General features: G+C 67.5%; 14 protein-coding genes. 6 read left to right on the top strand and 8 right to left on the bottom strand.

Annotation, left to right across the window (positions count from 1 at the left end):
- The first annotated feature begins 5 nt into the window (after positions 1–5).
- Positions 6–656, top strand: coding sequence for a LysE family transporter (locus tag WDN01_05950; protein MEJ0025554.1), 651 nt, complete (start codon positions 6–8; stop codon positions 654–656).
- A 3-nt stretch (positions 657–659) separates the two neighbouring features.
- On the opposite strand, the gene WDN01_05955 is transcribed toward WDN01_05950, so the two are convergent.
- The 5 genes from WDN01_05955 to WDN01_05975 all read right to left on the bottom strand — a co-directional run bounded on the left by WDN01_05955 (position 660) and on the right by WDN01_05975 (position 5,791).
- Positions 660–1,046, bottom strand: a complete 387-nt coding sequence (locus tag WDN01_05955; protein MEJ0025555.1) for a hypothetical protein — start codon at positions 1,044–1,046, stop codon at positions 660–662.
- Between the two features lie 2 nt (positions 1,047–1,048).
- A complete protein-coding gene (locus tag WDN01_05960) occupies positions 1,049–2,641 on the bottom strand; it encodes a tyrosinase family protein (GenBank protein ID MEJ0025556.1) in 1,593 nt (530 codons plus the stop codon).
- 107 nt (positions 2,642–2,748) lie between these two features.
- Positions 2,749–3,732, bottom strand: a complete 984-nt coding sequence (locus tag WDN01_05965; GenBank protein ID MEJ0025557.1) for a nitronate monooxygenase family protein — start codon at positions 3,730–3,732, stop codon at positions 2,749–2,751.
- A gap of 38 nt (positions 3,733–3,770) precedes the next feature.
- Positions 3,771–5,024 carry an Hsp70 family protein gene (locus tag WDN01_05970; protein MEJ0025558.1) on the bottom strand — a complete coding sequence of 418 codons (1,254 nt, stop codon included), beginning with the start codon at positions 5,022–5,024 and terminating at the stop codon, positions 3,771–3,773.
- A 134-nt stretch (positions 5,025–5,158) separates the two neighbouring features.
- On the bottom strand, positions 5,159–5,791 hold the full coding sequence (locus WDN01_05975; GenBank protein ID MEJ0025559.1) for a DUF2306 domain-containing protein: 633 nt from the start codon (positions 5,789–5,791) through the stop codon (positions 5,159–5,161).
- A 54-nt stretch (positions 5,792–5,845) separates the two neighbouring features.
- Here WDN01_05975 and WDN01_05980 point away from each other — a divergent pair, with 54 nt between their 5' ends.
- Complete coding sequence (locus WDN01_05980; protein MEJ0025560.1) at positions 5,846–6,508, top strand: TetR/AcrR family transcriptional regulator; 663 nt, start codon at positions 5,846–5,848, stop codon at positions 6,506–6,508.
- On the opposite strand, the gene WDN01_05985 is transcribed toward WDN01_05980, so the two are convergent.
- Positions 6,498–7,277: an SDR family oxidoreductase gene (locus tag WDN01_05985; protein ID MEJ0025561.1), complete on the bottom strand. Its 780-nt coding sequence runs from the start codon at positions 7,275–7,277 to the stop codon at positions 6,498–6,500. The genes WDN01_05980 and WDN01_05985 overlap by 11 nt on opposite strands.
- Before the next feature lie 148 nt (positions 7,278–7,425).
- Here WDN01_05985 and WDN01_05990 point away from each other — a divergent pair, with 148 nt between their 5' ends.
- The 4 genes from WDN01_05990 to WDN01_06005 all read left to right on the top strand — a co-directional run bounded on the left by WDN01_05990 (position 7,426) and on the right by WDN01_06005 (position 12,532).
- Positions 7,426–8,679, top strand: coding sequence for a hypothetical protein (locus WDN01_05990; GenBank protein MEJ0025562.1), 1,254 nt, complete (start codon positions 7,426–7,428; stop codon positions 8,677–8,679).
- A gap of 1 nt (position 8,680) precedes the next feature.
- Positions 8,681–9,139 carry a hypothetical protein gene (locus WDN01_05995; protein MEJ0025563.1) on the top strand — a complete coding sequence of 153 codons (459 nt, stop codon included), beginning with the start codon at positions 8,681–8,683 and terminating at the stop codon, positions 9,137–9,139.
- A gap of 148 nt (positions 9,140–9,287) precedes the next feature.
- Positions 9,288–9,809, top strand: coding sequence for an FKBP-type peptidyl-prolyl cis-trans isomerase (locus WDN01_06000; protein ID MEJ0025564.1), 522 nt, complete (start codon positions 9,288–9,290; stop codon positions 9,807–9,809).
- Positions 9,810–9,934: 125 nt separating this feature from the next.
- Complete coding sequence (locus WDN01_06005) at positions 9,935–12,532, top strand: glycosyltransferase (GenBank protein MEJ0025565.1); 2,598 nt, start codon at positions 9,935–9,937, stop codon at positions 12,530–12,532.
- Between the two features lie 140 nt (positions 12,533–12,672).
- On the opposite strand, the gene WDN01_06010 is transcribed toward WDN01_06005, so the two are convergent.
- A complete protein-coding gene (locus WDN01_06010; GenBank protein MEJ0025566.1) occupies positions 12,673–14,055 on the bottom strand; it encodes an FAD-binding oxidoreductase in 1,383 nt (460 codons plus the stop codon).
- On the bottom strand, positions 14,052–15,008 hold the full coding sequence (locus tag WDN01_06015; GenBank protein ID MEJ0025567.1) for an L-threonylcarbamoyladenylate synthase: 957 nt from the start codon (positions 15,006–15,008) through the stop codon (positions 14,052–14,054). The genes WDN01_06010 and WDN01_06015 overlap by 4 nt, the downstream gene beginning before the upstream one ends.
- Positions 15,009–15,025: the final 17 nt, after the last annotated feature.

The raw sequence follows: 15,025 nt of genomic DNA on the forward strand, positions 1-15,025 counted from the left end.
TTCGGATGGACTATATCGTCCTCGGCGTCTCCGGGATCGTGATCGGGCTCTTCGTTGCGGTCCCGATCGGGCCCGTGAATCTGATCTGCATCCGGCGCACGCTCGCCTTCGGTCCGCTCAACGGATTCATGTCCGGGCTGGGCGCTGCGGCCGGCGACACCGTGTTCGCCATCGTCACCGCCTTCGGCCTGACCGCGGTGGCGCAGCTCATCGAGGGCTATTCCTCGATCATCGAGCTCGCGGGCGGTGCGATGCTGGTCTATTTCGGCGTCCATACCTATCTGGCCAAGGTCGAGGCGCGGCTCGACGACAAGCTCGCCGCCAAGGAAAAAGGCGCGTCCACCCTGTTCCGCGCGGTGGCATCCACCTTCGCGCTGACCATCACCAACCCCGCGACGCTGCTCGGCTTCGCGGCGCTGATCGCGGGCCTCGGCGGCCTGGCCGGCGGCCATCCCTCCATCGCCTCCGCGTCCTTCGTCGTGATCGGCGTCGCGGTGGGCTCGACCCTGTGGTGGCTGATCCTGACGGCAATCGTCGGCCTGTTCCACGCCAGCATCAACGATCACACCATGGCGCTGATCAACCGTATCTCCGGCATCGCCATCGCCGGCTCGGGCCTGGCGGTCCTCGTTCACGTCGCCACGAAGATCTTCTGACGCTCAGTGCGTTGCGCCGATGGCGACAAGCGCCACGCCGCGCAACTCGCGTCTCGTCGGCGCGCGGGGCGGCGCGCCGGCCTCCGTAAGCACCAGCCGGATCGTCACCCGTCCGCGACGCGCCAACCGGTCGGGCAGGGGGATCGTATAGGTGCCGGCCCCTTGCCCACCGCGAACCGCGAAGGGCGACACCGTGCCCAGCAATGCGCCCTCGCCATAGACGTCGATCTCGGCGCCGCGCGGCAGCACGCCGGCCCGCACGCGCAGGACCAGGTTCTCGCTCGCCGGGACTGTGCGCGGCACGGCAATCGTGACGACGCGCGCCGCCGCCGCGCTCGCGGGCTGTCCCAGAAGGGCGAACAGCGCGAGCGCGGCAGCAGCAATACGCATTGTCAGGGCGAGACCGCGACCGACACCGCCTTGAGCAAAGGCGCGGGGCCGTTCTGCCCGAGCGCGGTGGCGCGCAGATTGGGCGAGGCATAGGACGGCACGACGGTGAAGACGAGATCGCCCGGTGCCTTGCCTTTCGCGGCGGCCGGCAGCCTGGTGAGCGGCACCTGGAACGTCACGTCCATCGCCATCATGCCGGCCATGAAGCCGAAGAACGACACGGTTCCGGCGTAGTAAGGGCTGTCGGCCTCGACATGCGTCGTCCCGGGCGGGGCATTGACCAGCACGTCGTAGTCGCGCGGCGCCGCGCCCGACATCGGATGCGGGATGGTGATCGAAGCGACCAGCGTGCCGCCCTGCAGCAGGTTCTGCGGTACCGACACCGCACCGGCGCCGGCGCTCACCGCGCCGACGAAGGGCTTCAGCGCCGCCACCGCGGCGGCGACGGGCGTGACGCTCTGCTCGCCGGACCCGGGCTGATAGGCATAGTCGAAATCGCCGATCGGAATGCTCTCGCCGGCCGTCCGCCGCGGCGCCGGCTTGCCCATGCGGTCGACATAGAAGAGGAACGGCTCCGTCGCGAAGGTCCGGAATTGCGCACCGGTCGGCAGCCAGGGCAGGCGGCGCGCCTGCTGCTTGCGCGTCCACACATCCCACAGCCGGTCCATGTTGGAATGGTGCAGGAAGAACACCGGATCGACCGGCGACAAATTGTCGGCCATGTAGCCGAATTTCAGATACTGGTCGTTCGGGATGTGGCCGACGCCCCCGATATTGTTGTGCGTCTTGTTGTGCGGCTGGCCTTCGAGGATGGCGAACACCGTCGTCCCGCTCGGCGCGGTGTTGTGCGACGGCGTCTCGTTCGAGTTGAACGTATCGAACGTATTCGGCGCCAACCCCTTCAGGATCGTCGGCAGCGACACCGTCACCTTGGTCTTGTCGTCCAGCCAGGGATTGGCCTTGGTCAGGTAGCGCGCATAAGGCGTCTGCGCGTACATCGCACTCTGCTCGAAATCCTTCACCTGCTGCCACAGCGATGCGAGCGTCGGCATCCCGCGCGTCTGGAGCTGCGCAAGCTGCGCCGGCGACAGCGTCTTCCAATAGTCCGTCATCGCCGGATTGAGGTATTCGAAAAACGTCTCGAAGGTCGAAATATAAGGATTGAAGAACCCGCTCGTCGGATCGAGCGCGCCGGAGAACATGCCTTCGGGAATCCGCGCCTCCGCCGTCCAGTCCCAATAGGGAAAGGCGAAATTGGGACTGCCCGAGGCGTCGCGCACCGTCTGCTCGAAATAGCCGACGAAGGGACGGTGCCAGGTGAAGAACCACCAATTGCCGTGCGGGCAGTCCATCGCGTGGATGAAGGCATTGCGGAACCAGTTGCGGCTGTCGCCGGCATCGTATTTCAGCAAATTCCGCACGCCACGCTCATAGCTCACCAGCATGGCGCGGCCCTGCGGGCTGGTGGCGTTGTAGCGGGTGTATTTCGCTGCGGGCGCCGCGATGGCGGGCAGCAGCGCCGAACCCGCGGCCGCGGCGGCGGTGCCCAGGAAGACGCGACGCGAAGTACCGGGTACGTCGAACAGGACCGTCATGGCGAATCCCCCTCAAATTGTGGGGTGGATTGGCTCATGCGCTGCGATCATAGTCAAAGCAAAGATCGAAGAACATTCGATCAAATATCGTGCAAATGAAACCCGCGTCAGGCTTTGGCCGCGACTTTGGCGAGTGCGGCCATGCGCGCGATGACCTCTTCGGCTTCGGCCATGATGCCGGCGATGATTTCGCGAGCGGGTTTGACGTCGTGGATGGCGCCGGCGCCCTGGCCGATGGCGAAGGCCGAGCGTTCGCGCGACAGCCCCTCGATCTGGCCGCCGATGCCGCCCATCACGCCCGCCTGGCTCGAGAGGATCGCCTGCGCCGGGAACGGCTTGATGTCCTGCGGCCGCTTCTCCCAGTCCGCGACCCATTCGTTCCTGAACACCCGCATCGGCTTGCCGGAATAGGACCGCGTGATGATCGTGTCCTCGTCGGTCGCATCCACGATGACCTGCTTGTAGAGCCCGCCGGCATGCGCCTCGGTCGCCGCGATGAAGCGCGTTCCCATCCACACGCCCTGCGCGCCCAGCGCCAGCGCCGCAGCGAGACCGCGCCCGTCGACGATGGCGCCCGCCGCGATCACCGGGATCTTCACCGCGTCCACGATCTGCGGGATCAGCGCCATGCCGGCAATGCGGCCCGTATGGCCGCCGGCCTCCGTTCCCTGCGCCACCACGGCATCGAGCCCGCCGGCCTCGGCCGAGCGCGCATGCTTGACCGTGCCGTTGACGTTCATGACTTTCAGGCCCGCGTCGTGGAATTTCTTCACCAGATGCGGCGGCGGCACGCCGAGGCCGGAGATGAACGCCTTCGCGCCGCCCTCGATGATGATATCGGCGGTCGCCTCCAGCGATTGTGGCACCGCGGCGAGCAGATCGACGCCGAACGGCTTGTCGGTCAGATCGCGCACGACTTTCATCTCATGCTTGATCTCTTCGGCGGAGCGCCCCGCCATGCCGAGGGTGCCGAACCCTCCGGCCTCAGAAACGGCTGCGGCCAGTTCGCCGTAAGACACGCCGCCCATACCCGCGAGCATGATGGGATAGTCGATGCCGAGCATGTCGCAGAGAGGCGTGCGGAGAGTCATGGCGTCCTCGTTTTCACCTTCCCTCCGGGGAGGTGGTTCTATCCAAACCGCTTCTGCGCCTCGCGCGTCAAGCCTAACGCCACGGAAAGGAAATCCGAGCCCGTCGTCGCGCGGGCGTTCGGCGCGGCGCGCCCGATCGCCGCGCGCACCGCCGGCACGCGGCCCGATCCGCCGGTGAAGAAGATCGTATGGATGTCGTCGGGCCTGAGGCCCGCATCGCGGATGCAGTCCGACGCGGTGCGGAACAGCCGCTCCGTCCGGCTCGCGATGGCATGATCGAAACCGTGACGCGTGGCCTCCGCCGCCAGCCCGCGCTCGATGAAATCGAGGGCCAGGACGGCCGCGTTCGCCTCGCTGAGCGCGATCTTGCCGTCCTCCACGGCGAAGGCGATGCGGTGGCCGAGCCGCTCGCGCACCACCTTGAGCAGTCGCGCCACCTTCTCCGGCTCGCGCGCGCCGGCGGTCAGTTCGATCAGCATGCGCTCGCTCTGATAGGTGTATGCGAAGTTGATCGTCGACCAGGTGCTGAGCTCGTAATAGAGCCCGTTCGGCATCGGCAGGTTCTTCTCGACAAGCTGCGTGCCGAGGCCGAGCTGCGGCATGACCGCCTCCAGGCTGAGCAGCGAGTCGAAATCCGTGCCGCCGATCCGCGCGCCGTCATTGGCCAGGATGTCGTCGGTTCGGTCCGCCCGGCGCATGCGCTCCGGCCCGATGCGGATGACGGTGAAGTCCGACGTGCCGCCGCCGATATCGGCGATCAGCACGGTTTCCTCCCGCGTGGCGGTCTCCTCGTAATGATAAGCCGCCGCGATCGGCTCGTAGACGAAGGCCACGTCGCGGAAGCCGACGCGGTTGGCGATCCCTTCCAGCACGCGCTGCGCCTTGGCGTCGGCCGCGTCGTCGTCGTCCACGAACCGCACCGGGCGGCCGTGCACCACGGCGGTCAGCTCCGTGCCGGCAAAGATTTCGGCCTTCTGTTTCAGATGCCGCACGAAGATCTCGACCACATCGGTCAGCGCCACCATCTTCGAGCCCAGCGCCGTCTTCTCGTCGATCAGGGGCGAACCCAGGATCGACTTCAGCGCCCGCATCAGCCGCCCGTCATGCTGGCCGATATAGGTCGCGATGGCCTCCGCCCCGAACAGGACGTTGCCCTTGGTCTCGTAGTCGAAGAACACCGCGCTCGGGATCAGCGTTTCGCCGCCCTCGACGGGCGCCAGCACCGGCGCGTTGCCGCGCAGGACGCCGATCGCCGAATTGGATGTTCCGAAGTCTAAGCCGCAGGCCGCCATGGGTGTCCCCGTGAGATGAGGGGACGCCATCTATTACACTGGAAGCAGCCTTGCCAGTCTGTTTTTTTGCGCTTATGCTATCTGTCATACTGGGATGTCCGAAAAACGGGCGTCCTTTTTTGTTTGTGTACGGATCATCGCGCCGCCGGCCGGCGCAGCGCCTTCACCATCGCGTAGAGCGCCACCGCGATCACATTCGGCATCCACGACGTGTAGGCAAGCCAGACCGACGCGGCGCTGTAGGTCGTAAAGCCCTCCATGGCGAAGAACGGAATCTGCAGGCGCAGCGTCACGGCGGCGAAGGTCATCGCATAGCTGAAGCGCATCAGGAGGCGGTGCAGGTCGAATTTCCGCATCGCCGCGGCGCGCCAGGCGCCGAGCGTCGTGACGACCCACAGAAAGGCCAGCGTGCCGAAGCCGATCCCCGCGACCGGTCCGCCCGAGGCATAAGGCGCCGTCGCCAGCGCCGCGACTCCGGCGATCACGCAGGCCGCGACATAGACCTTGCCCAGCGTGCGGTGCAGGGCGGGGCGCCGGACGCGGATCGCGGTGAAGAACTGGAACGGCCCGACCAGCAGCGCCACCGGCGCCACGATCATATGGACCAGCGCGCGGACCGGCACGCGCTCGATGACGCCGCGGATGCCGTCATCCACCTGCAGCCAGACATGCGCCGGCACGGCGGCGAAGCGGAACGAATAGAGCGCGACGCCGACGGCGAGGAACGCCATGGCCGCCAGCCCGATCCGCGCGATCCCTCTTTCCATCGCCCTCTCCATCGGCCAGTATCTTAACAACGTACAGATCAGATAGGGCGTTATTTGAACAGTGTCAAGATAAAGCGAAAACCGAAAACGCCGGCGAAGAAGCGGGCCTATCACCACGGCGACCTGAAGGATCAGCTCGTCGCGGCCGCGGAGGCGATCATCCTGGAGCGCGGGGTGGACGGCTTCACGCTGCGCGAGGCGGCGCGCCGTGCCGGGGTTTCCCCGGCCGCCCCGGCGCATCATTTCAAGGATACCAAGGGGCTTCTATCCGAGGTCGCGCTGCGGGCCTTCAAGGATTTCGGCGACGCGCTGGCCGCAGCCGACGCGCGCGGCGGCGCCGATCCGGCGGCGCGCCTGCGCGAGCAGGGGCTCGCCTATGTGACCTTCGCGCTGTCCCATCCGGCGCGCTTCCAGCTGATGTTCCGCCATGCGATGTACGACATCGACTATGCCGGCCTGGCCGACACCGGCGGGCGCGCTTTCGCCGTGCTCGAACGCGCGGTACGCGCGGCGACGGCGCTGTCCGAGGGCGCGCCGATGACGTCCGACGCCTTCGGCTTTCTCCTGGCGACCTGGTCGATCGTCCACGGCTTCGCGCATCTGGCGCTCGGCGGCGATCTCGATTCCGCGGCGCAAGGCCTGGGCGGCCCAAAAGCGATCCTCGACCGCTTCCTGCCGCTGATGCTGAAGCATCTGCCGACGCCGTCTAGAAAATGACGTAGCCGCCGTCGATGATGAACGTGTCGCCCGTGTGGTACTTCGAAGCGTCGGACGCGAGATAGACCGCGATGCCGCCGAAATCCTCCGCCGTGCCCCAGCGGCGCATCGGCACGCGGCTGATCACCTTCTCGGTGAACACCGACGAGCTCTGCGCCCCCGCCGTCATGTCGGTGGCGATCCAGCCCGGCGCGACGGAATTGGCCCGGATGCCGTAGCGCGCGTGCTCCACCGCGATGGAGCGGATCATCGCCAGGACCGCGCCCTTGGTCGCGCTATAGGCCTCGTTGCGCGCCGCGCCTTCGATGCCCGCCAGGCTCGCCACGCCGACCAGCGAGCCGCCCGCGTCGCCCTTGCCCGCCCGCTCCACCATGTGCTTGCACGCCTCGCGCAGGGTGAAGAACACGCCCTCCTCGTTGACCGCGTGGATCTTGCGCCAGGTGTCGATGGTCATCTCGCTGAACGACCGCGAGCCGAAGCCGATGCCGGCATTGGCGATCACCGTGTCGACGCGCCCGAATGCCGTTATCGCCGCGCCCATCGCGTCGATCACCTCGGTCTCGCTGGCGACGTTCACCTTGCTTGCGGCGACTCGCGTGCCGTGCGCCTTGAGGCTGGCGGCGGCCGCGGCGTTCTTCTCTTCGTTCGTGCCCCAGATCACGATATCGGCGCCGGCCTGCGCCATCGCATCGGCCATGCCGAGGCCGATGCCGCCATTGCCGCCGGTGACGAGCGCGACCTTGCCGCTGAGATCGAATGGCTTGTACATGATGTTCCCTCCGGGTTCCGACCGACGCCGAACCTAGCCACTGCCCGAAAGACGGGCAATGTGCCCTCGTCAACCATGTTTCTTGTCGCCTCCCAATTGTCGCGGGGCTGTGGAATACTCCAGCAAAAGGCGGGGTAGGGCGTATCGCATGACATCCGAGATCGCGGTGATGAACCAGCGCGCGGTGGCGCTCGCCGCGGATTCGGCCGTCACGCTGATCGACGGCGGCACCGTCGTGGTGCGCAACGACCAGCGCAAGCTCTACAACCTCGTCGGCGGCCAGCCGGTCGGCGTGATGTTCTTCGGCGTGGCCGACATGATGGGCCACCCCTGGGAACATCTGATCGAGCATTACCAGAAGACCGTGAAGCCCGGCACGCTGCCCCATATCCGCGGCTACGCCTCGGGCTTCGTCGGCATGCTGGACAATCTGGAGGAGTTCTTCCCGAAGAACCGCCAGCGCGACGAATACAAGCGGCTGCTGGCGAGCGTGTTCCGCTACATCTTCCACCTCGCACAATATCTGCGCGAGAGCGGCGGCGAGGAACGCGCCCATATCAGCGACACGGCGATCCTCGAAGAAGCGATCGAGCGGGTGTGGCGCGATTATCAGTTCCGCGAGGACGGCAGCCCGCGCGGCGATCTTTCCTGCTTCCCGGCCGGCTTCGCCGAGACGGTGCGCAAGACCTACGCCGCCGACATGGATGAGGTCATCGCCTACGGCTTCCAGCCCTTCGGCCTCGGCAAGCAGGGGATCGCCCATCTGAAGGAGATCGCGGTCTATGCGGTGGTGAAGGACCTGTTCCTGGAGGACGTCACGGGCCTGGTCTTTGCCGGCTTCGGCTCGGAGGAGCGCTATCCGATCGTCACCACCTGGTTCGTCTCGGCCATCGTCGGCGGCATCGTCAAGCGGGCCGAGGCCTCGTTCGACCAGATCGACGGCGACACCCGCTCCAAGATCCGCGTCTTCGCCGACAGCGAAGTCACCAACGCCTTCATCCGCGGCATCGATTTCAACCTGGAGCGCAGGGTCTACGGCGCGCTGAACATGCTGATGCATGCCCTGGTCGACCAGGTCGTTGGCGCCTTCCCGAACGCCGATCCGGTGGTCAAGGAGGACATCCGCCGCCAGTTCCAGTCGAACTACATCCCCCAGTATTTCGATGTCTTCCGCGGCATCATCGGCGACTACCAGCAGCACGCCTATATCAACCCGGTGCTCCGGGTGCTGGAGATCGCGTCGCGGACCGAGCTGGCCGAGACCGCGCGCGAACTGGTCTCGCTCAACGTTTTCAAAAAGCGTATCATGGCGCAGAAGCAGACGGTGGGTGGCGCCATCGACGTCGCGATCATCAGCCGCGAGGGCGGCTTTCAGTGGCATTCGAGGCAGGGTGGAGGCTGACATGGCCGAAAGACTGACAAACGCGACAGGCTCGCTGGCGGACGGCGCCGAGCGGCTGGAACGACTGATCCGCGGCGTGAAGGACCGGCAGTTCTCCGAGGCGCTGAACGCGCCCCAGCCCAAAAGCGTCTCCAATGCCTATGCCGTCAGCCCGGAAGAAGAATGGTCCAGGAAGTTCATGACCGCCGGGATCGGCCCGCACGATTTCAAGCCGGTCCAGATGCCGGTGATCTCGATTGCCGCGCCGTCGGCCGCGCTCAAGCCGGCGCCCAAGGTGCTGGAGCCCGCCATCGCGGCCGTCGCCGCCAGTCCGGCCGCCCCCAAATCCGTCCCGAAGGCTGCGGCGCCAGCGGCCGCGGCCCAGTCGCCGGGTTCGGTGCGCCCCGGCCCGATCGGCGCCGCCATCGCCAAGCCGGCGCGCAAGCGGACCTGGTTCGGCCGGATGGTGCGGGGGAATTGATCGCCTCGCTTTCGCCATCAAGGCCGGGTTTGTCGCGCTCCCACAGGGGCTTGTAAGAATGTGTTGAGCCGGCTGCTCAATTGAGCGGCAGGGCGGATTTTGCGATAAGGTCTTGGACTCGCGTCGGGTCAAGCAAGGAGCTGAAAGCATGAAGCGTTTCGGGGCCCTCATGGCCGCGCTGGCCGCGTTTTTGTCGTTCTCGGGGGCGGCGCAGGCGGCCGATCCGGCGCTGAGCGGCCCGGCGAACGAGGCTTATCTGGCGGCGAATTCCCACAAACCGGGCGTCGTGGTGCGCCCCAGCGGCCTGCAATACAACATCATCAAGAGCGGCTATGGCGACCGGCCGAGGACGACCGACGAAGTCGACGTGCTCTACACGGGCATGCTGATCAATGGGAAGGTGTTCGACGGCACCGAGCCGATGACGCCCGCCCATTTCACCGTCAACAAGCTGATCCCGGGCTGGACCGAGGCGCTCAGCCTCATGCGGACCGGCGACAAATGGCACATCGTCATCCCGTCCGGCCTGGCCTATGGCGCGCGCGGCGCGGGCGACGGGCTGATCCCGCCGAACCAGGTGCTGGTGTTCGATATGGAGCTGCTGTCGATCACCCACCCCAAGGGGCCGCCCCCCGGGCAGGACCCCGACGATCCCAACGGCGGTCAATGACGGCGGCGCAGTTGCGGAACCTGATATAAAATGGGCGGGCCCGGGCAGCGATAGGCGTGGTCGAGAAGGTCCTCAGTGGCTGGCGTCGATGGCTCGGGAGCGGCCGGCTCCGGATCGCCGCATCCTTGTTTCTGGTCGTCAGCGCCTCCGTGCTGTTCTGGGCCAGCCGCGACTACACGATCGTGGCACCCGATTGGGAAGGCCAGATCCGCGGCGTCACCTACGCGCCCAGCCATGTGTTCTCGCTTCGCGAGCACAACCGCATTTCCCCCGCCCAGATCGACCGCGACATGGCGCAGCTCTCCCAGCTCACGGGGCGGGTGCGCACCTATACGGTGGGCGGCGGCATGGACAAGGTGCCGGAGATCGCCCGCCGCTATGGCCTGATGGTCTCGCTCGGCTGCTGGATCTCGGCCGATTCCGAGCAGAACGAGACCGAGCTTTCGCTCTGCATCAAGACCGCGCTCGCCAACCGCCGCGTCATCGACCGCGTCTTCGTCGGCAACGAGGCGATCCTGATGGGCTTCGTCACGCCCGACCAGCTCAACGGCTACATCAAGCGGGTGCGCGACGCGCTGCCCGACCGCATCAAGGTCACGACCGCCGAGCCGTGGTCGACCTGGCTGCTGACGCCGGAGATCGGCCAATATGTCGACGTCATCTCGGTGCACCTGCTGCCCTATTGGGAAGGTGTCTCCGCCCACGATTCCCTGCGCATGCTTGAGCACGCCTATAACGACGTCGCCGAGGAATTCCCCGACAAGCCGGTGATCATCGGCGAGGCCGGCTGGCCGTCGGAGGGCCGCACCAAGCGCTTCGCCGAGCCCTCGGTCGCCAATGAGGCCTATTTCATGCGCGGCTTCGTCCAGCTCGCGCGCGAGAAGGGCTACGACTACTACCTGCTCGAAGGCTACGACCAGCCCTGGAAGGGCGGCAACGAAGGCTCGGTCGGGGCGAGCTGGGGCCTGTTCGACGCCATGGGCAATCCGAAATTCAGCTTCAGCGGCTTGCTGCGCACCTTCCCGGAATGGCGCACCTATGCGCTGTTCGCCTCGGTCCTCACCCTGGTTCTCGGCCTGATGATCCTGGGCTGGATGCCGCGCATGCGCCAGCAAGGCTATCTCGTCATGGGCGGCCTCGTCGCCGTGGTGACGACGGGCCTTCTGGTGCTGATCGACGCCAGCTCGCTCGAATATATCGATCCCGCCGACCTCGCCATGATCATCGCCATGGTGCCGCTGGTCCTGCTCGCCTCCACCGTGATCCTGACCGAGGGCATCGAGCTCGCCACCAGCCTGTGGCGCGTCGAGCGCCGCGCGCTGCGCACCGCCATCCCCAAGATCAGCCCGCGCGTCTCCATCCATGTGCCGTGCTACAACGAGCCGCCGGCGATGGTGATCGGCACCCTGAACGCGCTGGCGCGCCTGGACTACGACAATTTCGAAGTCATCCTGCTGGACAACAACACGCCGGACGAAGCCGTCTGGAAACCGGTCGCGGCGCATTGCGCCGCGCTGGGCGAGCGCTTCCGCTTCTATCACTACGACGACATGGCGGGCTTCAAGGCGGGCGCGCTCAACGAGGCGCTGCGGCTCACCGATCCGGCGGCGCAATACATCGCGGTGATCGACAGCGACTACCAGGTCGAGCCGTTCTGGCTGCGCCGCGCGCTGCCCTTCTTCGCCTCGCCCGACATCGCGGTGGTGCAGGGGCCGCAGGATTACCGCGACGCGCACCAGAACGCCTTCAAGTCGATGGCCTATCAGGAATATCGCGGCTTCTTCCAGATCGGCATGGTCGAGCGCAACGAGTACAACGCCATCATCCAGCACGGCACGATGACCATCGTGCGCCGCCACGCCCTGCAGGAAGTCGGCGGCTGGGCGACCTGGTGCATCACCGAGGATACCGAGCTCGGCCTCAAGCTGTTCGAGGCCGGCTATGGCGCGGCCTATATCCCGGAGAGCATGGGATCGGGCCTGATGCCCGACACGCTCGACGCCTTCATCTCCCAGCGCTACCGCTGGGTCTATGGCGCGATGCAGATCATGAAGCGCCATGCCGGCGCGATCTTCCTCGGCCGCACCAGGCTCACCGCCGGCCAGCGCTACCAGTTCCTGGTCGGCTGGCTGCCCTGGATCTCCGACGGCTTCGGTCTCGTCGTGACGCTCACGGCCCTGGCCTGGACTGCGGCGATGTGGGTGGCGCCGCAGACCTTCGACGTGCCGCTGCCCGCCCTGTCGGCGGCGGCGCTGGCCCTCTTCGTCGCCAAGACGATGAAGACGCTGCTGCTCTATCCGCAGAAGGTGCGCTCGGGCATGAAAGGCGCCGTCGTCGCATCCATCGCCGGCCTTTCGACCACGCACGCGGTCGCCAAGGCGGTGATCTCGGGCCTCTTCACGCGCGGCCAGCCCTTCCTGCGCACGCCCAAATGCGAGGACCAGGCGCTGCTCAGCCAGGCGTTGCGCAAGGTGTGGCAGGAGACCACGCTGCTGGCGGCGTGCGTGCTGGCGCTGCTGTCGCTGGCGACCGGCGCCACGCTGGACGATCCGGCGATCCAGCTTTGGATGGTGATGATCGCCGTGCAGTCGCTGCCCTATCTGGCGACGGTGGTGACCGCATCGATCAGCGCGATCTCGAACAAGCAGCGCAATGCGCGCTTGGCGGTGCAGGCCGTTCCGACCGCCCCCGATCCGAAACCGGCCTTGCCGAAAGCGGCATGATTTCTTTCCTCCCCCGCTGTTGCGGGGGAGGTGCCGAGCGAAGCGAGGCGGAGGGGGCCTGTGCGGGGCGGCTGGCCCCCTCCGTCACGGCTCCGCTTCGCTCCGCCGTGCCACCTCCCCCGCAACAGCGGGGGAGGAAATCAGAGCGCGATCACCTTCCCGGGATTGAGAATATTCCCCGGATCCAGCATCCGCTTCAGCATCCGCATCACATCGAGCTCCGCCGCGCTCTTGTAGCGCGGGAGTTGATCCCGCTTCTGCACCCCGATGCCGTGCTCCGCGCTGATCGAGCCGCCGAAATCGCGCACGACGTCGTGCACGATCCGCTGCACCTCTTCCCAGCGCGCGAGGAACGCGGCCGCGTCGCCCTCCTTCGGAGCGCTGAAATTGAAATGGATATTGCCGTCGCCGATATGGCCGAACGACACCGGCCGCGCGCCGGGAATCGCCTTCAGCACAGCCGCCGTCGCCGCGACGAGGAAGTCCGGAATCGCGCTCACCGGCACCGACACGTCATGCTTGATCGAGGCGCCTTCGCGCTTCTGCGCCTCCGACATGTTTTCGCGCAGCGCCCACAGCGCGGCGCGCTGCGCCTCGCTGGACGCGATGACCGCGTCGTCGGCGTCCGCCAGCGCGGTCTCGAAGGCGCCGTTCAGGTCGGACCCGCCGCCCGCCTCGACCAGCACATACCAGGGCGAGGGCTTGGACAAGGGATCGCGCGCACCGGGCATATGCGCCAGCACGAGTTCGAGCCCGGCCCGCGGCAGGATCTCGAAGGCGCTGACGAGGCCGCCCGTCGCCTCCTGCATCCGCCCCAGCAGCGCCACCGCGGCGGCGGGCGAGGGCAGGGCGACGAAGGCGGTGGCCCGCGCCGCCGGCTTGGCGAACAGCTTCAGCGCCGCCGCCGTGATCACGCCCAGCGTGCCCTCGGCGCCGATGAAAAGCTGCTTCAGGTCGTAGCCCGTATTGTCCTTGCGCAGCGTGCGCAGCAGGCCGAGCACCCGCCCGTCCGCCAGCACGACCTCCAGCCCCAGCGCCAGGTCGCGCGCCATGCCGTAGCGCAGCACCGCGACGCCGCCGGCATTGGTCGAAAGGTTGCCGCCGATCGTGGCGCTGCCCTCCGCCGCAAGGCTCAACGGGAAAAGCAGGCCGGCCTCGTCGGCCGCCTTCTGCACCTGGGCGAGGATCATCCCCGCTTCCACCGTGATCGTATGCGCCGCGGCATCGAGCCCGCGCAGCTTGTTCATCCGCGCCAGGCTGAGAACGACCTCGCCGTCGAACGGAATCTGCCCGCCGACCAGCCCTGTATTGCCGCCCTGCGGCACCACGGCGGTGTGCGTCTCGTTGCAGATCGCCAGCAGCGCGGAAACCTCCGGCGTGGTCGCCGGCCTGAGCAGCAACGAGGAACGGCCATGATATTTGCTGCGCCATTCCTCCAGATGCGGCGCGATCTCCGCAGGGTCTTCCGAGAAGCCCTTCGGTCCGGCGGCGGCTTTCAGGCGCGCGAGCGTTTCGCCGTTCATGACGGATCTCGCGGCGCCGCCGCGCGGCGCAGCCGGTCGTTGATCGCCTCGCCGAGCCCTTCGTCCGGGATCGGCATCACGGCGATGGCCCGCGCCGCGTCGAGTTCGTGCAGCATCGCGAACAGGTTCGCGGCCGCCTCGCGCAGATCGCCGGTCCGGCTGAGGTTGCGCGCCGCGCGCGGCGCCTCCGGCCCGAAGCCGAGCAGCGTCTCGCCGGCGCGGGCCTCGCGCGCGTTCAGGCGCAGGCTCGCGCGCGGCGCATAGTGGCTGGCAAGCTGTCCCGGCGCCTGCACCTTGCCGTCGCTGGGCGCGATCAACGGCCCCGCGATGCGCTCGATGGCTTCACGCGGGATCGCTCCTGCGCGCAGCAGCACCGGCTCGCCCGCGTCGAACCCGATCACCGTGGACTCCAGCCCCAGCGGCGTCGCGCCGCCGTCGAGGATCAGATCAACCATGTCGCCAAGGCCCTCGGCGACATGCGCGGCCGTGGTTGCCGTGATGCGGCCCGAGGCGTTGGCGCTCGGCGCCGCGATGGCGAGGCCGCTTTGCGCGATCAGCTTCGCCGCCACCGGATGCGCCGGCACGCGCAGCGCCACGGTACCGAGGCCGGCGCTGACCAGCTCGGAAAGCCGGCAATCCTCCTGCCGCGGCAGCACCAGCGTCAGCGCCCCAGGCCAGAACGCGTCCGCGAGCTTGCGCGCCGTGTCGTTGAACACGGCATGCCGCTCGGCTTCGGCGGCATCGTGGACATGGACGATCAGCGGATTGAAGCGCGGCCGCCCCTTCGCCTCGAAGATGCGCGCCACCGCGCGGCCGTTGGCGGCGTCGGCGCCCAGCCCGTAGACCGTCTCGGTCGGGAACGCCACGAGCCCGCCGTCGCGCAGAAGGCGCGCCGCCTCGGCGATGGCGCCGTCATCGGCGGGGCGCAGGAGTGGAGCCGTCGTCGTGGTCATGCGCCGCATTCTATACG

It is taken from the genome of Rhizomicrobium sp. (assembly GCA_037200985.1).
In the GTDB taxonomy this organism is placed as follows: domain Bacteria; phylum Pseudomonadota; class Alphaproteobacteria; order Micropepsales; family Micropepsaceae; genus Rhizomicrobium.